The following is a 17,587-nucleotide window of genomic DNA, read 5'->3' on the forward strand; positions in this document are numbered from 1 at the left end:
ATAGTGAATCTGGAATACTGTCTTTCATTCCGCCTCCGCTTTCATGAAAAAAGGAACTGCATTTTTGACTGTTAACGACATTCTTGATTACACCACCACTTTCATCCGCGCTCATCAGGTATGGGCTGCGCCGATTGTTTTCTTTCTGGCGTTCGGTGAGTCGCTCGCTTTCCTGTCATTGCTGCTTCCGGCAACCTTCATTTTGCTCGGGCTCGGCGCACTGATTGGCGAAACCGGTATTCCTTTCTGGCCCATTTGGGCGGCAGCGGCAGCCGGGGCGTTCTTCGGCGACTGGCTCTCCTACTGGGTCGGTGCCCATTATCAGGATCGCGTTGGTAATTTCTGGCCATTCTCCCGCCATCCGCAAATGTTAGTTCGCGGCCATGCCTTTTTTGATAAATGGGGCATGCCGGGTGCATTCATCGGCCGTTTCTTTGGCCCGCTTCGCGCCGTGGTTCCACTGGTCGCCGGGATTTGCGGTATGCCACAAAAGTATTTCCAGATTGCCAACGTCAGCTCGGCGTTGATCTGGGCCTTCGGCATTCTTGCGCCGGGTGCGTTTGGTATCCAATGGCTGAGCCGCTGGTTGTGAATCCTGCGCTCTGCCTTTGGCCGTCGCAAGGGGGGAAATGCAGAGAAATTCCATTCTGGAAGGCATCCCGCAAAGGCGCGATGCAACAGAAAATAGACTGGACATCCATACAGCCTGCTATTACCGTGACCGCAGGTGATTTGAAGAGGGAAAACGTGTGGATATCAGCATTCTGACTGCCCTGGGCGCGGGGTTAATCGGCTTAGTTGTGGGCTGGCTGGTGGCCAGTTTACGTCAGCAACAACAGCAAACTGAGTTCGAGACTCAGCGCCGTCTTCTGGAGCAATCGCTGGAACAGGTGAGAGCAGAAAACGAAACGGTCAAAAGTGACCGGCAGTTCTCATTGCAGCAAATCCGGGAAGCAGAACTGGAACTGCGCAAGCTTCATAGCCTGCAGGCGGCCAGTCAGGAAAAATTGCAGTTGCTGGCGCACTGGCAAAACGAGTGCGAGCAATTGAATCAGGAGCTGCGCGCGCAGCGTGAAATCAACAGCGCGCAGGAAGCCGAGTTGCGTGAGGTTTCCACCCGTCTGGATGAAACCCGCATGGCCGCCGAAGATAAACAGCGCCTGCTGATCAACAGCGAGCAGCGTCTGAGCAGCCAGTTCGAAAATCTCGCGAACCGCATCTTCGAGCAGAACGGCCGCCGCGCTGATGAACAGAACAAACAGAGCCTCGATAAACTTTTGCTGCCGTTGCGCGAGCAGCTGGATGGTTTCCGCCGTCAGGTGCAGGACAGCTTTGGTCAGGAAGCGCGAGAACGGCATACGCTGGCGCACGAAATCCGTAATCTGCAGCAGCTGAATGCTGAAATGGCGCGCGAAGCCGTCAACCTGACCAAAGCGCTGAAAGGCGATAATAAAACCCAGGGCAACTGGGGCGAAGTGGTACTCAGCCGTGTGCTTGAAGCCTCCGGGTTGCGTGAGGGGCATGAGTATCAGACGCAGGTCAGCGTGCAGGTAGACAGTAACAGCCGGATGCAACCTGACGTTGTGGTGCGTTTGCCGCAGAACAAAGACGTCGTGATTGACGCCAAAATGACGCTGGTGGCTTATGAGCGTTACTTCAACAGTGAAGATGATGGCGAACGGGAAGTGGCGCTTAACGAGCATATCGCGTCGGTTCGCGGGCATATCCGTTTGCTGGGGCGCAAAGATTATCAGCAGCTTCCCGGCTTGCGCAGCCTCGATTATGTCCTGATGTTTATCCCCGTCGAACCTGCGTTTCTGCTGGCCATCGACAGGGAGCCCGAATTGATCAGCGAAGCACTCCGGCACAACATTATGCTTGTCAGCCCGACGACGCTGCTGGTGGCATTACGTACCATCAGCAATTTGTGGCGCTACGAGCATCAAAGCCAGAACGCAAAACGTATCGCCGATCGCGCGGCGCGCCTGTATGACAAACTGCGCCTTTTCGTCGACGATATGGAATCGATGGGGCAAAGTCTGGACAAAGCGCAGGGCAGTTATCGCTCTGCGATGAATAAACTCTCGCAAGGGCGTGGTAATCTCATCGGGCAGGTGGAAAGTTTTCGCGCGCTGGGCGTTGAAGTTAAACGGCCTATTAGCCCCTCTCTGGCTGAGATAGCCAGAGCGGAAAACGAGCCTGAGGATACCGCATCTCTGCCCGAGACTTCTGATGCGCAAGAAGAACAGACGTTGAACCCGCATGAGTGATCATGCTTAGCCACCGGGCACTCGTTTTGACCGATTTTATGATTCAAATGATGAATCTTTGCAATATGTTGAATCAGCATCGGTGATGGGGCTTTCTAACGGGTTCTGATACACTTCTCCCCAAGAGTTCGACTGAAAAAGCAGGCAAATAAAATGGAAAAGCAGACGCAGGAAACTACGCATTTCGGTTTTCGCACGGTAGCTAAAGATGACAAGCAGGGAATGGTGGCAGATGTCTTCCATTCCGTTGCGGCAAAATATGACCTGATGAATGACCTGATGTCTTTCGGTATTCATCGTATCTGGAAACGCTTCACCATTGATTGCAGCGGTGTCCGCCGTGGTCAGCGCGTACTGGATCTGGCAGGCGGTACCGGTGATCTGACCGCGAAGTTCTCCCGGCTGGTCGGCGAGACGGGCGAAGTTGTTCTGGCAGATATCAATGACTCCATGCTGAAAATGGGCCGCGAAAAACTGCGTAACCTCGGCATTGTGGGTAACGTCAGCTACGTTCAGGCTAACGCCGAAGCGCTGCCTTTCCCTGATAATTACTTCGATTGCATCACCATTTCTTTCGGTTTGCGTAACGTGACCGAAAAAGAGAAAGCGTTGCGTTCAATGTTCCGCGTGCTTAAGCCGGGTGGCCGTTTACTGGTGCTGGAATTCTCCAAACCCCAGCTGAAACCGCTGAGCAAAGCCTATGACACCTATTCCTTCCACATTTTGCCGCGCATTGGCGAACTGGTTGCACAAGATGCCGAAAGCTATCGTTATCTCGCTGAATCAATCCGCATGCACCCCGATCAGGAAACGCTGAAGGGCATGATGGGCGACGCCGGTTTTGAGAATGTGATTTATCACAATCTCACCGGGGGCATTGTGGCGCTGCACCGGGGTTTCAAATTCTGATATGAGTATGCCGATGTTGTTAACGCCGCTACTGACTGCCGCTATCGAGACGCCGCTTAATTACCTGCTTTTCAGAGATCGCAGCATGAAGGCGGCGCGGACGCGTCTGGCAGGTAAAGTTCTGCGTGTTGAATTGCAGGAACTGAGTACCCCGCTGACGTTTGTCTTCAGTGAGCAAAAAATTGATGTCCTCGGGCAATGGGATGGCGTGGCAGATTGCACCGTCACCTCAACACTCTCCGTGTTGCATAAGCTGCGCGATCGCCAGCAGTTATCGCCACTCATGCGCAGTGGTGAGCTGGTGGTCGAAGGCGATATTTCTGTGGTGCAGCAACTGGTTGCGTTGCTGGATATGGCCGAGTGGGAACCAGCGGAATTCCTGGCACCTTATATCGGTGATATTGCTGCTCAGGGCGTTAGCCAGGCGGTGCAGGGCGGTTTGCGTTTCCTGCAAAAAGGGCTTAAACATCAGCAAAACTACGTCGCGCAGACGCTGACTGAAGAGTGGAGAATGGCTCCCGGTCCGCTGGAAGTGGTGTGGTTTAGTGATGAAGTCTCCGCATTGGCAGGCGAGCTGGATACACTGGCGAAACGTATCGAAAAACTGGAGGGCAAACCGTGACACCAAGGGAAATGCGACGTTTATATCTGATTATCCGCATGTTTCTCATCTACGGCCTTGACGAACTCATCCCTAAAATCCGTTTGACGTTGCCGCTGCGCATGGGCCGTTATCTGTTTTTCTGGTTACCAAATCGTCATAAAGAAAAGCCGCTGGGTGAGCGTATGCGTCTTGCGCTGGAAGAATTAGGCCCGGTTTGGATCAAGTTCGGCCAGATGATGTCTACACGTCGCGATCTTTTCCCGCCCCATATTGCCGACCAGCTTGCTCTGCTTCAGGATCACGTTCCTCCATTTGATGGCGCGCTGGCACGTAAGCAAATTGATACCGCGTTGGGCGGCCCGCTGGAAAACTGGTTCGATGAATTTGACCAGACGCCGCTGGCTTCCGCCTCGATTGCTCAGGTGCATACCGCGGTGCTCAAAGAGAATGGTAAACCTGTCGTTCTGAAGGTGATCCGCCCGGATATTTTACCGACCATCAAAGCAGATATCCGTCTGATGTCGCGCCTTGCCGGTTGGGTGCCGCTTCTGCTGCCGGATGGTCGCCGTTTGCGTCCACGTGAAGTGGTTCGCGAATATGAAAAAACGTTGCTTGATGAGCTGAACCTGCTGCGTGAAGCGGCCAATGCCATTCAGTTGCGTCGTAATTTTGAAGGCAGCCCGATGCTGTATGTGCCGGAAGTGTATCCGGACTACTGCAGCGAGCGTCTGATGGTGATGGAACGCATCTACGGAATTCCTGTTTCGGATGTTGAGGCGCTGAAAAAACAGGGCACCAACATGAAATTACTGGCGGAGCGTGGTGTTCAGGTCTTCTTTACCCAGGTTTTTCGCGACAGTTTCTTCCATGCTGACATGCATCCCGGTAACATTTTCGTCAGCTACGAAACGCCTGAAGATCCTTGCTACATAGGTATCGATTGCGGCATAGTTGGTTCGTTGAACAAAGAAGATAAGCGCTATCTGGCTGAAAATTTCATCGCTTTCTTCAATCGCGATTATCGCAAAGTGGCTGAACTGCATGTTGATTCCGGTTGGGTTCCGCGCGATACCAATGTTGAAGACTTTGAATTTGCTATCCGGACAGTATGCGAGCCGATTTTTGAAAAGCCGCTTGCAGAGATTTCCTTCGGTAACGTGTTGTTAAATCTGTTTAATACCGCGCGCCGCTTTAATATGGAAGTCCAGCCTCAACTGGTGTTGCTGCAAAAAACACTGTTGTATGTAGAAGGTCTGGGGCGTCAGCTTTATCCGCAGCTGGATTTGTGGACAACGGCGAAACCTTTCCTGGAAAGCTGGGTACGTGATCAGGTAGGTCTGCCGGCAATGATCCGCGCACTGAAAGAGCGCGCGCCATTCTGGGTTGAGAAACTGCCTGAATTACCCGATCTGGTTTATCAGAGCCTGCAACAGCACAAGCTGTTGCAGTACAACATCGAAAAGCTTTCCTCCCAAATGCACAACCAGAACTCCCGTCAGGGTCAGTCTCGTTATCTTTTGGGGATAGGGGCGACGTTGTTATTAAGCGGCACCCTTTTGCTGTTAGGCAACGTCGAAATTTATCCGGCTTGCCTGATGACCGCGGGCGCGGTTTCCTGGCTGATTGGCTGGCGACGCGCCAGCTAAAACATGTTTTAAAATTGAATGCCGTTTGCGGACGGCAATGAATGTCGTTCCTTCCTATTTGAGGTGAAAATAATGGGTGGTATTAGTATTACTAAGATCCTGATTCTCGTTGTGATTGTGGTACTGCTGTTCGGTACTAAGAAACTGCGTGGTCTGGGTGCTGATCTGGGGGCTTCCATCAAAGGCTTCAAAAAAGCCATGAGTGAAGATGATAGCCAGTCAAAAGCAAATAAAGACGCTGACATTACGCCAACTGATGCTGATTTCGCTGCCAGGTCTATCGAGGGCAAGCCGGACGCTAAAGCAGAAGACACCAAGAGCCAAAACAAAGAGCAGGTATAAACCGTGTTCGATATTGGATTTAGTGAACTGCTGCTGGTATTGGTGATTGGCCTGGTTGTTCTCGGGCCGGAGCGTTTACCTGTAGCAGTCAGAACAGTAGCAGGCTGGATCCGTACGCTTCGGGCGATGGCCGCGTCAGTACAAAGCGAGCTGTCGCAGGAGCTGAAACTTCAGGAATTGCAGGATAGCCTGAAGAAAGCCGAAGAGGCGGGTCTGAAGAATCTCACGCCGGAAATCAAAGCCTCCATGGATGAGCTGAAAGAAGCGGCTGAATCCATGAAGCAATCTATCAATTCAGGGCTCAATCCTGCCGATAAAGCGATGGAAGAAGCGAAAGCGGAAGGCAACACCATCCACAATCCTGTGATCGATGATGCCGAAGCCCACCATGATGCCGGTATTTCGCCGGCCACGGCTGACAACGTGGCCTCAGCACCGGCTGCTGCGCCACTGAGTGCAGTGGATGCGGCACTGGCTTCCAATAAAACGGCCCATGCTGCGGCAGCACAGGCTGAAGTGCAGGCAGCGGCGGCACAATCGCCTGTCGCTGACCCTTCCGTTGCCTCTGCGCCCGTGACCAAACCGGTTGCCGTTGACGCACCGGTGGCTGAACCTTCTGCGCCGGAAACACCGGTTTCACTCACTAAACCGACAGGCGAGCGCTAAACATGGCTGTTGAAGATACTCAACCGCTTATCAGCCATCTGATTGAGCTGCGTAAGCGTCTACTGAACGCCATTGTCTGTATTTTAGTGGTGTTTTTATGTCTGGTTTATTTTGCCAATGACATCTATCAGCTGGTGGCTTCACCGTTGATTGAGCAAATGCCTTTGGGTGCGAGCATGATTGCTACTGACGTAGCATCACCGTTCTTTACGCCAATCAAGCTGACCATGATTGTCTCGGTATTTGTTTCCGCGCCGTTCATTTTGTATCAGGTGTGGGCATTCGTGGCTCCCGCGCTGTACAAGCATGAACGCCGTCTGATGATGCCGTTATTGTTCTCCAGTTCTGCATTATTTTACCTCGGCGTGGCTTTTGCTTACTTCGTAGTGTTTCCGCTGGCGTTTGCTTTTTTTGCGAAAACCGCACCGGCTGGCGTGCAGATTGCGACTGACATCAACAACTATCTCGATTTCGTGATGGCGTTGTTCATGGCGTTTGGCGTCTCATTTGAAGTGCCGATTGCCATCGTTTTACTGTGCTGGAGTGGTGTGACGACACCGGAAGACCTGAAAAAGAAACGTCCGTATGTGCTGGTCGGGGCGTTTGTGGTCGGGATGTTGTTAACGCCGCCGGATGTCTTCTCTCAGACGCTGCTGGCTATCCCGATGTATCTGCTGTTTGAAATCGGCGTGTTCTTTGCCCGTTTCTACGTAGGTGGACGTCGTCGCGCTGATGTCGATAAAGAGAACGATCCGGATCAGGCTGAGTAAGTCTTTTTGATTATTTCGATATAAAACAGAAACCGCCCAGCAGGGCGGTTTCTGTTTCAGGACAAAGTATGTTTGAAATTGGCATAAACCTCACCAGTAATCAGTTTGATAAAGATCGCCCGCAGGTGGTGGAAAGAGCGCGAGCGGCCGGTCTGAGCGGTATGTTGATCACAGGTACGTCTGCGCAGGAAAGTGGTGAGGCGCAGAAAATGGCGGCTGAATACCCTGATTTCTGCTGGTCTACGGCGGGTGTGCATCCACATCAGGCCAGTGAATGGAATGCGCAGGTGGAAGCTGACATCCGTGAGCTGGCCGGATTAGCGAATGTTGTGGCGATCGGTGAATGCGGACTGGATTTCAATCGCAATTTTTCTCCTGCCTTGCAGCAGGAATCGGCGTTTACCGCACAGCTTGCGCTGGCATCCGAGTTGCAGTTACCGGTGTTTTTACATTGTCGTGATGCCGGGGAACGTTTCGCAGCATTACTCAAGCCCTGGCTTGCAGATTTACCGGGCGGTGTCGTTCATTGCTTTACCGGTTCGCGGCATGAACTTGAACTGTATTTGTCTCTCGGCCTGTCGATAGGAATTACGGGCTGGGTCTGCGATGAGCGGCGCGGGCTGGAGTTGCGTGAAATGCTGCCGCTGATCCCGGCTGAGCGCTTAATGCTGGAAACCGATGCGCCCTATTTATTGCCAAGAGATATGGAAAACAAACCGAAGAACCGACGCAATGAACCGGCGTTCTTACCGCACATTGTTCATCAGGTCGCGCAGTGGCGCGGGGAAGACCCGCAGTGGCTGGCGGATATCACCGATGATAACGCGCGCAAAATGTTTGCCCTGCCAGCGCGCTGAATGTTTCACATAAAAAAGCACCGTTTAACGGTGCTTTTTTGCAGGACACAGACAGAGAAAATGCGCTCAGAGTTTCTGGAAATGCGTGTTGTCTATGCTCTGGCGGACAGGCTGATTAATCAGATTCAGCATCAGCAGCGAACGGGCTTCGCCGTCAGGCTCGGTATAAATGGCCTCGATGCCCTCGAAAATCCCTTCAGTGATCAAAACGATATCGCCTTCATACGGCGTTTCAGGATCGCGAATGTCCATCGTCGGCGGTTCCATCAGTTGTTTGATCACCTGAGGTTGCACGGTCGCCAGTTTTGGCCCGAAGCGGATGAAATGGCTGACACCACGCGTTGCGCTGATCGTCGTCGTGTGGATCCGTTCAGGGTCAAACTCGATGAACATGTAGTTCGGGAACATGGGTTCGCTGACAGGCGTGCGGCGTCCGCGCACCATCTTTTCCAGGGTGATCATGGGCGTCAGGCAGTTTACTTGCTGGCGCTCAAGATGTTCTTTGGCGCGGAGCAGCTGGCCGCGTTTGCAATAGAGTAAGTACCAGGATTCCATAGTTTCCCACATTAAAACGTTGATTCCGGCAGCATAACAAAAGCTGCCCCTGAGATACAGGCAGTGAGATTCTGTGCAGACGTTTGCTGATTGTCGGTCTGTTATCTTTTATTATCGAAGAAAAGTGCACACTTATCCCTTTATCTTCCTCTTATTACAGTCAGGAGAAGCGTCATGGAGCTGTTCTTACTGAGCAACGGTAAGCTTTCCGGTGAATCTGAATTACTGGGCTATGCAAAAGATCGTATCCAGGCGGTGCTGAAATCCCGCGGGATCACCTCCGCCGTGCTGATCCCCTACGCACTGATCCGCAGCGATTATGATGAGCGCGCCGGTGCGCTGGCGGATGTGCTGGGCATTGATGTCACCAGCATTCATCACGCAGATAATCCGGCGCACGCCATTGCCAGTGCTCAATGTATTTTGGTCAGTGGCGGCAATACCTGGATGCTCAACCAGATGCTGCATGAGAAGGGACTGATCGTCCCTGTTCAGCGCGCTGTGCGTGAACGCAATGTGCCGTATATCGGCTGGAGCGCGGGTTGTAACGTGGCAACGCCAAGTATTCGTACCACCAATGATATGCCAGTCCGCAATTCAGTGGTGCTGCCTTCTCTTGGCCTGTTCCCGGTACAAATCAATCCGCATTACATCGATGCACACCTGAGTGGCCACATGGGTGAAACCCGCGACGAGCGCATTGCTGAATTTTGCGCGGTGAATCCGTCTGAGGCGGTCATTGCGCTGCGTGAAGGCAGTTTGTTGCAGGTTTCCGGCGATGAACTGAGCTATTTCAGCGCCAGGAATCAGGGCTTCAAAGTGTTCCGGCATGGTCATGAGATTCAGGAATATCATGACACCCAGGCGTTGAGCGCGTGGGTACCCTTTACCTGTTTGTGATCGGATCATCGGCAGACGATTTGCGCACCGTCAGACCAACAGCGTTGGTTTCTGGCGGTTACACTGGTTTTTCATTATCGGCGTTTACCTGCTGATAACAAAAAGGCAGCAACAACCCCGGAGAGGCTCTATAATGCTCTCCTTCAACCCGGCGACTCAGAATCAGCATGAAATACCGTGATTTACGTGACTTCCTCTCGTTACTCGAAAAGAGAGGCCAACTGAAACGCATTACTCAGTCTGTCGATCCCTACCTGGAAATGACCGAAATTGCTGACCGTACCCTGCGTGCGGGCGGCCCGGCGTTGTTGTTTGAAAATCCAAAAGGGTACGACATGCCGGTGCTGTGTAATTTATTCGGCACACCTGAGCGTGTGGCGATGGGCATGGGCAAAGAGGACGTCAGTGCGTTACGTGAAGTCGGTGAGTTGCTGGCGTTTCTGAAAGAGCCTGAGCCGCCACGCGGTTTGCGCGATTTATACGATAAGGCGCCGAAGTTTAAGCAGGTGCTGAACATGCCGACGAAAGTGCTGCATTCCGCACCTTGTCAGCAGGAGATTTGGGAAGGCGACGAGGTGGATATCACCCGCATTCCGGTGATGCAGTGCTGGCCGGAAGATGCCGCACCGTTGATCACCTGGGGCCTGACTGTCACCCGTGGGCCGGAAAAACCCCGTCAGAATCTGGGCATTTATCGCCAGCAGGTTCTCGGGAAAAACAAAGTCATCATGCGCTGGTTATCCCATCGCGGCGGTGCGCTTGATTTCCAGGAGTGGTGCCAGAAGAATCCCGGCCAGCGTTTCCCGGTTTCTGTGGCGTTGGGTGCAGATCCCGCCACCATTCTGGGCGCGGTGACGCCGGTGCCGGATTCGTTGTCTGAATACGCGTTCGCCGGTTTGCTGCGCGGTAATAAAACCGAAGTGGTGAAGTGTATTTCCAACGATCTCGAAGTCCCTGCCAGTGCGGAAATCGTGCTCGAAGGGTATATCGAGCCGGGCGAGATGGCGCCGGAAGGCCCGTATGGCGACCATACCGGCTACTATAATGAAGTAGACAGCTTCCCGGTCTTCACGATCACGCATATGACGCAGCGGAAAGATCCCATCTATCATTCGACCTATACCGGCCGTCCGCCGGATGAGCCCGCGGTACTGGGCGTGGCGCTGAATGAAGTCTTTGTGCCGATTCTGAAGAAACAATTCCCGGAAATTGTTGATTTTTATCTGCCGCCGGAGGGTTGCTCCTACCGTATGGCTGTCGTTACCATGAAGAAACAGTACCCTGGTCATGCAAAGCGCGTGATGATGGGTGTCTGGTCATTCCTGCGTCAGTTCATGTACACCAAGTTTGTGATTGTGTGCGATGACGATGTGAATGCCCGTGACTGGAACGACGTGATTTGGGCGATTACCACCAGAATGGATCCCGCACGGGATACGGTTTTGGTCGAAAATACGCCGATCGATTATCTCGATTTTGCCTCGCCTGTATCGGGCCTCGGTTCGAAAATGGGGATGGATGCGACCAACAAATGGCCGGGTGAAACACAGCGTGAGTGGGGGCGTCCGATAGTGAAGGATCCTGCCGTCACCGCCCGTATCGATGCCATCTGGGATGAGCTCGCTATTTTTAATGATAAAGACGATGCGAAAAAATAATCGACTCTTTGTCCCACGCTTTGCTTTGATGACCCACAGAGGGAACGCATGACAACTTTGAGCTGTAAAGTGACCTCCGTTGAGGCGATTACCGATACGGTGTATCGGGTCCGGTTGTTGCCGGAAGCGCCTTTTTCTTTCCGCGCGGGTCAGTATCTGATGGTCGTGATGGATGAGCGCGATAAGCGTCCGTTCTCTCTGGCCTCCACGCCTGCTGAACACAACGTGATTGAGTTGCACATCGGCGCCTCCGAACTGAATCTGTACGCGATGGCGGTGATGGATCGCATTCTGAAAGAACAGGCGATTACCGTGGATATTCCTCACGGCGATGCCTGGTTGCGCGAAGAAGGCCAGCGTCCGCTGGTGCTGATTGCGGGCGGCACCGGTTTTTCTTATGTGCGTTCCATTTTGATCACCGCGCTTGAGCAACAGCCTCATCGCGATATCTCCATTTACTGGGGCGGGCGCGAACTGAAGCATCTGTACGATTTGGGCGAGCTGGAAGCACTGAGCATTCATCACCCGAATCTGAAAGTGATCCCGGTGGTGGAACAGCCTGAAGACGGCTGGCAGGGCAGAAGTGGTACCGTTCTGAGCGCGGTGTTGCAGGATTTTACCTCGCTGGCGGAGCACGATATTTATATCGCAGGCCGTTTTGAGATGGCAAAAATCGCCCGCGAGCGCTTTGTCGCAGAGCGCGGCGCGCTGGAAGATCGACTGTTTGGTGATGCGTTCTCTTTCATTTGATGTGACGCCACCGTCGTGAAAAAGCCCGCCCCTGACAGGCGGGAAAACGGCAACTAAAACGGGCAGATAAGATTCATAAAAGCGGACAATCTGTCCGCTTTTTGTTTATGCAGAAAAGAGTAAAACTCAGACGCGTTCGAAAACGGTCGCGATGCCCTGACCTAAACCGATACACATGGTCGCAACGCCAAACTGCACGTCGCGGCGTTCCATCAGGTTCAGCAGCGTCGTAGAGATACGTGAACCGGAGCAGCCAAGCGGATGACCGAGTGCAATCGCGCCGCCGTTCAGGTTGACGCGCTCTTCCATGGTTTCCAGCAGCCCCAAATCTTTCACGCAGGGTAAGGCTTGTGCCGCGAAGGCTTCGTTCAGTTCGAACAGGCCGATATCCTGCACGCTCAGTCCGGCGCGTTTCAGTGCCAGGCGCGTCGCCGGGACCGGGCCGTAACCCATAATCGACGGATCGCAGCCGACCACCGCCATCGCCCGAATTCGCGCGCGAGCTTTCAGGCCCAGAGATTTGGCATGAGATTCACTCATCAGCAGCATCGCCGATGCGCCGTCGGAGAGGGCAGAGGACGTGCCCGCAGTGACGGTGCCGTTGACCGGGTCAAACGCCGGACGCAGCGCTGCCAGCGTAGCGACGGTAGTTTCCGGGCGGATCACTTCGTCGAAATCATAACGGGTCAGCACGCCTTCTGCGTTATGGCCTTCAGTCGGGACGATTTCATTGGCAAAGTGTCCGGCGAGCGTGGCCGCGTGGGCGCGATGATGCGAACGTGCTGCAAACTCATCCTGCATTTCACGGCTGATCTGGTGCATTTTCGCCAGCATTTCAGCGGTCAGCCCCATCATTCCCGCCGCTTTCGCCACGGTTTTGCTCAGCCCCGGATGGAAATCCACGCCGTGATTCATCGGTACGTGACCCATATGTTCCACACCGCCAATCAGGCTGACCTGTGCGTCGCCGACCATAATGGCGCGGGCGGCGTCGTGCAGTGCCTGCATGGAAGAACCGCACAGACGGTTAACCGTGGTGGCCGGGACGCTGTGGGGAATTTCCGCCAGCAGCGCCGCATTGCGGGCAATGTTGAAGCCTTGTTCCAGCGTCTGCTGCACGCAGCCCCAGTAAATATCATCAATATCTTTGGCGTTCAGCGCCGGATTTCGGGCCAGCACGGCGCGCATCAGATGCGCGGAGAGATCTTCAGCCCTGACGTGGCGAAATGCGCCGCCCTTTGAACGGCCCATCGGCGTGCGGACTGCGTCAACAATGACTACGTTTTCCATGATTTCGGTCCTTATGCCTGATTGCCGGTGCTGATGTTTTCCAGCGCAGCCGCAACCGGGTAGTAACTTTCATTGGTTTGCGCTTTGGCGCGAAGCCCGTCCGGTGCCTGATACATTGGCCCCAGGTGTGCGTAATGTTCGGTCATTTTCAGATACTCAGCCGTGCCAAGCGTGTCCAGATAACGGAACGGGCCGCCGTGGAACGGAGGGAAACCGATGCCGTATACCAGCGCCATATCGGCTTCGGCCGGGCTGGCAATAATGCCTTCTTCGAAGCAGCGCACCACTTCGTTAATCATCGGGATCATCATGCGGGCAATGATGTCCTGCGGTGAGAATTCTGCATGTGCCGGTTTCAGATTATCGGCCAGCAGGCTGACAGCCTGTTCGTCGACGTCTTTACGCGGCTTGCCTTTGCTGTCTTCACTGTAGCGGTAGAAGCCCAGCTGATTTTTCTGGCCGAAACGGCGGTTATCGAACAGCACGTCGATGGCGTCACGGTAGTTTCGCGCCATACGCTGCGGGAATCCGGCTGCCATAACGGCCTGCGCGTGATGCGCGGTGTCGATGCCCACGACGTCCAGCAGATATGCCGGGCCCATCGGCCAGCCGAACTGTTTTTCCATCACTTTGTCGATCTGGCGGAAATCGGCCCCGTCACGCAGCAGTAAACTGAAACCGGAGAAATACGGGAACAGCACGCGGTTGACGAAGAAGCCCGGGCAGTCGTTCACCACGATCGGCGTTTTACCCATTGCCAGCGCGTAAGAGACAATGCGTGAAAGGGTTTTGTCTGAGGTTTTCGCGCCACGCACAATTTCAACCAGCGGCATACGATGCACCGGATTGAAGAAGTGCATGCCGCAGAAGTTTTCCGGGCGTTTCAGTGAAGAAGCCAGCTGGTCGATCGGAATGGTTGAGGTGTTGGAAGCCAGTACGGTATCGGCGTCGAGCAGCGATTCCGCTTCCGCCAGCACCGCCGCTTTCACTTTCGGGTTCTCCACGACGGCTTCGACTACGACGCTGGCGCGTTCGATTCCGCTGTAATCCAGCGTCGGATGAATGGTCGACAGCACGTTGGCCATTTTCAGACCGTCGAGTTTGCCGCGCTCCAGCTGTTTGTTCAGCAACTTGGCCGCTTCGTTCATGCCGAGCGTCAGGGACTGGTCGCTGATGTCTTTCATCACAACCGGTACGCCTTTCAGGGCAGACTGATACGCAATCCCGCCACCCATAATGCCCGCTCCCAGCACCGCAGCCTGCTTTGGTTTTTCGCTGCCGTGCGCCAGTTTTTTGGCTTTCGCTTTGACGAACTGATCGTTGAGGAAAATGCTGACCAGCGCACGGGCTTCTTTAGATTGCGCGAGGGGAACAAAACTGGCTGTTTCCAGTTTCAGCGCATCGTCACGGCCCAGGCGTGCGGCGGCTTCAATGGTTTTCACCGCGGTCATCGGCGCAGGGTAATGTTTCCCCGCGTTCTGCATGACCATGCTTTTGGCGACACTGAAACTCATCGTCGCTTCAATCTGGCTGAGTTTCAGCGGCAGACGTTTGGGTTCGCGACGGCTTTGCCATTCCAGTTTGCCGGCCACGGCATTTTTTAGCATGGTGATCCCGGCGTTGCGCAGTGTGTCGGCGTCGACCACCGCATCCACCAGCCCGATTTTCAGGGCTTCTTTCCCGCTGATATTTTTACCGGCGGCGATAATTTCCAGTGCGCTGTCAGTGCCAATCAGGCGCGGCAGACGCACGGAACCGCCAAAACCCGGCATGATCCCTAAGCTGGTTTCCGGCAAGCCAATGCGCGCATCGGCGGTACTGATACGAAAATCCGTCGCCAGCACGCATTCACAGCCGCCGCCCAGGGCATATCCGCTGATGGCGGAAAGTGTGGGTACCGGTAAATCTTCCAGCCGGTTAAAAATGCTGTTGGCGAAATTCAGCCACTCATGCAGTTTCTCGGCGGGCGCGTTGAACAGGGATAAAAATTCGGTGATATCTGCCCCGACAATAAATGCCGGTTTTGCTGAGCTCAGCAGTAAACCTTTCAGGCCCGGCTGTTTCTCGAGCACTGCGATCGCCTCGCCCAGGCTGGCAACCGTTTGGGTATCGAGCTTGTTTACGGAGCCCGGAGCATCGAAGACCAGCTCGGCGATCCCGTCGTCGAGCCAGTGCAGGTGTAATGTTTCGCCTTGGTAAAGCATGTGTCTCTCCTGAATCATCTGTGATGATCTGGTATGACCAGATGCTTTCGAGTGTGGTTATTATGTTAATAATTTGCAAATGAGATGTGTTTTATTTGCAGGCAAGATCACAAACCTTCCGGGACTATGGCAGCCGTAAGGCTGTGGTAAGATGCTGCATCGTCTTTCCGGTGAAATAAGGACAGTTGGATGGAATCGCTTACTACGCTTTATAAAGAACATATCGCCACGTTGCAGTCGCGTGCCCGCGAAATTCTGCAACGTTCTCAGCTTGATGCGTTACTGATTCACTCCGGTGAACTGATAACGACCTTCCTTGATGATCACAGTTATCCGTTCAAAGTGAACCCGCAATTCAAAGCCTGGGTGCCGGTCACCAAAGTGCCAAATTGCTGGTTATGGGTGGATGGCGTGAATGCGCCTAAGTTGTGGTTCTATTCGCCGGTTGACTACTGGCACAGCCACGAGCCGCTGCCTGAGTCATTCTGGACCAAAGAAATCGCGATTACGCCGCTGGCCAATGCCGACGAGATTAAAGGCCAGTTGCCGGTGGATCTTAAGCGCGTGGGTTACATCGGTTCGAGCCAGGATCGTGCTATCAGCCTGGGCGTGCCTGCTGCCAACGTGAACCCGAAAGCGGTGCTGGATTTCCTGCATTATCATCGCTCGTATAAAACCGGCTATGAACTGGCCTGTATGCGTGAAGCGCAGAAGGTGGCGGTCAGCGGGCATCGTGCGGCGAAAGAAGCGTTCCTTTCCGGCATGAGCGAGTTCGACATCAACCTGGCGTATCTCACCGCCACCGGCCACCGTGATACCGATGTGCCGTACGACAATATTGTTGCGCTCAATGAACATGCGTCGGTACTTCACTACACCACGCTTGATAACCAGCCGCCTGCCGACATGCGCAGCTTCCTGCTGGATGCCGGTGCGGAATACAACGGTTACGCCGCTGATCTGACCCGTACCTACGCAGGGAAGCCGGACAGCGATTTCGCCGCACTGGTGAAAGACCTCAATACGGAGGAACTGGCTTTAATTGACACGATCAAGGCCGGTGTGCGCTACACCGACTATCATGTTCAGATGCATCACCGTATCGCCAAATTGCTGAAAGCGCACAAGCTGGTGGTTGATATCAGCGAAGACGCCATGGTGGAACAGAACCTGACCGGGCCTTTCCTGCCACATGGTCTTGGGCATCCGCTGGGGTTACAGGTGCACGACGTTGCCGGTTTCATGCAGGATGATAAGGGCACCCATCAGGCCGCCCCTTCGCAATATCCTTTCCTGCGTTGTACCCGTGTGATTGAGCCGGGTATGGTGCTGACCATTGAACCGGGTCTGTATTTCATCGATTCGCTGCTGGCACCGTTGCGCGAGGGGCAATTCAGTAAGCACTTCGCCTGGGATCGCATTGAAGCGCTGAAGCCTTTTGGCGGGATCCGTATCGAGGACAACATTGTTATCCACGATAATCGCATCGAAAACATGACCCGTGACCTGAAGCTGGCCTGATGCAGCCGTATCGGGTTCCCGCTGAGTCAGTCAGTTTCAGCGAGGAAATAAAGAAAAGCCGCTTCATTACCTTACTGGCACGAACAGAGGGCGTTGAAGCGGCCAAAGCATTTATTCAGGATATCCGCCATCAGCATCCGGCAGCGCGTCATCATTGCTGGGCGTTTGTGGCTGGCGCGCCGGATGATTCTCAGCAACTGGGATTTTCTGATGACGGCGAACCTGCAGGTACAGCGGGTAAACCGATCCTCAGCCAACTGATGGGAAGCGGTGTCGGTGAGATCACCGCCGTCGTCGTGCGCTATTATGGCGGTATTATGCTGGGCACCGGCGGGCTGGTGAAAGCCTATGGCGGCGGCGTTCAGCAAGCTTTAAAACAACTTACCGTGCAACAAAAAGTTCCGCTGGCAGAATACGCGGTGCAGTGTGATTACAGCCAGTTACAGCTGGTGGAAACGCTGCTCTCGCAAGTCGGCGGACATATCTTACGCAGTGAGTATGGCGCTGCTGTCGATCTCGTTCTGGCGCTGCCTGCTGCAGAGGCAACAGCAACCGTCAGTCACTTATTCGATATCAGCCGTGGCACGCTCATTCTGCGTCCGGTTTCATAATTTTTTCTATGGTTAATTCGCTGAGGAACGCACC

Annotated in this window: 17 protein-coding genes; 14 read left to right on the forward strand and 3 right to left on the reverse strand. The window is 54.0% G+C overall.

What is annotated here, in order from left to right; translation table 11 throughout:
- Positions 1-43 precede the first annotated feature (43 nt).
- The 9 genes from ACQZQY_RS06435 to tatD all read left to right on the forward strand — a co-directional run bounded on the left by ACQZQY_RS06435 (position 44) and on the right by tatD (position 8,064).
- Positions 44-592, forward strand: coding sequence for a DedA family protein (locus tag ACQZQY_RS06435; protein WP_390973918.1), 549 nt, complete (start codon positions 44-46; stop codon positions 590-592).
- A gap of 157 nt (positions 593-749) precedes the next feature.
- Positions 750-2,270 carry a DNA recombination protein RmuC gene (gene rmuC / locus ACQZQY_RS06440; RefSeq protein WP_431296806.1) on the forward strand — a complete coding sequence of 507 codons (1,521 nt, stop codon included), beginning with the start codon at positions 750-752 and terminating at the stop codon, positions 2,268-2,270.
- Between the two features lie 153 nt (positions 2,271-2,423).
- A complete protein-coding gene (ubiE, locus tag ACQZQY_RS06445) occupies positions 2,424-3,179 on the forward strand; it encodes a bifunctional demethylmenaquinone methyltransferase/2-methoxy-6-polyprenyl-1,4-benzoquinol methylase UbiE (RefSeq protein WP_056772081.1) in 756 nt (251 codons plus the stop codon).
- A 13-nt stretch (positions 3,180-3,192) separates the two neighbouring features.
- Positions 3,193-3,801, forward strand: a complete 609-nt coding sequence (ubiJ, locus tag ACQZQY_RS06450; protein WP_431297160.1) for a ubiquinone biosynthesis protein UbiJ — start codon at positions 3,193-3,195, stop codon at positions 3,799-3,801.
- Positions 3,798-5,429 carry a ubiquinone biosynthesis regulatory protein kinase UbiB gene (gene ubiB, locus ACQZQY_RS06455; protein ID WP_056772077.1) on the forward strand — a complete coding sequence of 544 codons (1,632 nt, stop codon included), beginning with the start codon at positions 3,798-3,800 and terminating at the stop codon, positions 5,427-5,429. Before ubiJ ends, ubiB begins: the two co-directional genes overlap by 4 nt.
- A 72-nt stretch (positions 5,430-5,501) precedes the next feature.
- Positions 5,502-5,771, forward strand: a complete 270-nt coding sequence (gene tatA, locus ACQZQY_RS06460) for a twin-arginine translocase TatA/TatE family subunit (protein ID WP_056772075.1) — start codon at positions 5,502-5,504, stop codon at positions 5,769-5,771.
- Positions 5,772-5,774: 3 nt separating this feature from the next.
- Positions 5,775-6,437, forward strand: coding sequence for a Sec-independent protein translocase protein TatB (gene tatB, locus ACQZQY_RS06465; protein WP_136374944.1), 663 nt, complete (start codon positions 5,775-5,777; stop codon positions 6,435-6,437).
- Positions 6,438-6,439: 2 nt separating this feature from the next.
- Positions 6,440-7,207, forward strand: a complete 768-nt coding sequence (gene tatC, locus ACQZQY_RS06470; RefSeq protein ID WP_056772070.1) for a Sec-independent protein translocase subunit TatC — start codon at positions 6,440-6,442, stop codon at positions 7,205-7,207.
- Positions 7,208-7,275: 68 nt separating this feature from the next.
- Positions 7,276-8,064: a 3'-5' ssDNA/RNA exonuclease TatD gene (tatD, locus tag ACQZQY_RS06475; RefSeq protein ID WP_414070144.1), complete on the forward strand. Its 789-nt coding sequence runs from the start codon at positions 7,276-7,278 to the stop codon at positions 8,062-8,064.
- 66 nt (positions 8,065-8,130) lie between these two features.
- Here tatD and rfaH read toward each other — a convergent pair whose 3' ends face one another.
- Entirely contained in the window at positions 8,131-8,619 is a 489-nt protein-coding gene (rfaH, locus tag ACQZQY_RS06480; protein WP_431297161.1) for a transcription/translation regulatory transformer protein RfaH, read from the reverse strand.
- A gap of 174 nt (positions 8,620-8,793) precedes the next feature.
- On the opposite strand from rfaH, the gene pepE reads away from it, so the two are divergent.
- From pepE to fre, 3 genes are all read left to right on the forward strand, one after another.
- A complete protein-coding gene (pepE, locus tag ACQZQY_RS06485; RefSeq protein ID WP_431296807.1) occupies positions 8,794-9,519 on the forward strand; it encodes a dipeptidase PepE in 726 nt (241 codons plus the stop codon).
- A 167-nt stretch (positions 9,520-9,686) separates the two neighbouring features.
- Positions 9,687-11,177 (forward strand): 4-hydroxy-3-polyprenylbenzoate decarboxylase, encoded by a 1,491-nt coding sequence (gene ubiD / locus ACQZQY_RS06490; protein WP_056772062.1) that lies wholly within the window; start codon positions 9,687-9,689, stop codon positions 11,175-11,177.
- Positions 11,178-11,225: 48 nt separating this feature from the next.
- A complete protein-coding gene (fre, locus tag ACQZQY_RS06495) occupies positions 11,226-11,927 on the forward strand; it encodes an NAD(P)H-flavin reductase (RefSeq protein WP_056772058.1) in 702 nt (233 codons plus the stop codon).
- Positions 11,928-12,053: 126 nt separating this feature from the next.
- Here the strand turns inward: fre and fadA are convergent, their stop codons facing one another.
- Together fadA and fadB are read right to left on the reverse strand one after the other, a co-directional pair.
- Positions 12,054-13,217, reverse strand: coding sequence for an acetyl-CoA C-acyltransferase FadA (gene fadA, locus ACQZQY_RS06500; RefSeq protein ID WP_056772057.1), 1,164 nt, complete (start codon positions 13,215-13,217; stop codon positions 12,054-12,056).
- 11 nt (positions 13,218-13,228) lie between these two features.
- Complete coding sequence (gene fadB, locus ACQZQY_RS06505) at positions 13,229-15,421, reverse strand: fatty acid oxidation complex subunit alpha FadB (RefSeq protein WP_431296808.1); 2,193 nt, start codon at positions 15,419-15,421, stop codon at positions 13,229-13,231.
- Positions 15,422-15,610: 189 nt separating this feature from the next.
- Between fadB and pepQ the strand changes: the two genes are divergently transcribed.
- The gene (pepQ, locus tag ACQZQY_RS06510; RefSeq protein ID WP_056772049.1) at positions 15,611-16,942 is read left to right on the forward strand and encodes a Xaa-Pro dipeptidase; all 1,332 of its coding nucleotides are present in this window, start codon (positions 15,611-15,613) and stop codon (positions 16,940-16,942) included.
- Positions 16,942-17,553, forward strand: a complete 612-nt coding sequence (locus tag ACQZQY_RS06515; protein ID WP_122096563.1) for an IMPACT family protein — start codon at positions 16,942-16,944, stop codon at positions 17,551-17,553. The genes pepQ and ACQZQY_RS06515 overlap by 1 nt, the downstream gene beginning before the upstream one ends.
- Positions 17,554-17,587: the final 34 nt, after the last annotated feature.

This window comes from Rahnella sp. PAMC25559 (assembly GCF_050632365.1).
GTDB lineage: Bacteria > Pseudomonadota > Gammaproteobacteria > Enterobacterales > Enterobacteriaceae > Rahnella > Rahnella rivi.

Bases quoted from the DNA above. Each gene is read 5' to 3' on its own strand.
- rfaH (WP_431297161.1), bottom strand. From the start codon at position 8,619: ATGGAATCCTGGTACTTACTCTATTGCAAACGCGGCCAGCTGCTCCGC.
- fadB (WP_431296808.1), bottom strand. From the start codon at position 15,421: ATGCTTTACCAAGGCGAAACATTACACCTGCACTGGCTCGACGACGGG.
- tatC (WP_056772070.1), top strand. From the start codon at position 6,440: ATGGCTGTTGAAGATACTCAACCGCTTATCAGCCATCTGATTGAGCTG.
- tatA (WP_056772075.1), top strand. From the start codon at position 5,502: ATGGGTGGTATTAGTATTACTAAGATCCTGATTCTCGTTGTGATTGTG.
- ubiE (WP_056772081.1), top strand. From the start codon at position 2,424: ATGGAAAAGCAGACGCAGGAAACTACGCATTTCGGTTTTCGCACGGTA.
- ubiD (WP_056772062.1), top strand. From the start codon at position 9,687: ATGAAATACCGTGATTTACGTGACTTCCTCTCGTTACTCGAAAAGAGA.
- fre (WP_056772058.1), top strand. From the start codon at position 11,226: ATGACAACTTTGAGCTGTAAAGTGACCTCCGTTGAGGCGATTACCGAT.
- pepQ (WP_056772049.1), top strand. From the start codon at position 15,611: ATGGAATCGCTTACTACGCTTTATAAAGAACATATCGCCACGTTGCAG.
- fadA (WP_056772057.1), bottom strand. From the start codon at position 13,217: ATGGAAAACGTAGTCATTGTTGACGCAGTCCGCACGCCGATGGGCCGT.
- ubiJ (WP_431297160.1), top strand. From the start codon at position 3,193: ATGTTGTTAACGCCGCTACTGACTGCCGCTATCGAGACGCCGCTTAAT.
- ACQZQY_RS06515 (WP_122096563.1), top strand. From the start codon at position 16,942: ATGCAGCCGTATCGGGTTCCCGCTGAGTCAGTCAGTTTCAGCGAGGAA.
- tatD (WP_414070144.1), top strand. From the start codon at position 7,276: ATGTTTGAAATTGGCATAAACCTCACCAGTAATCAGTTTGATAAAGAT.
- pepE (WP_431296807.1), top strand. From the start codon at position 8,794: ATGGAGCTGTTCTTACTGAGCAACGGTAAGCTTTCCGGTGAATCTGAA.
- ACQZQY_RS06435 (WP_390973918.1), top strand. From the start codon at position 44: ATGAAAAAAGGAACTGCATTTTTGACTGTTAACGACATTCTTGATTAC.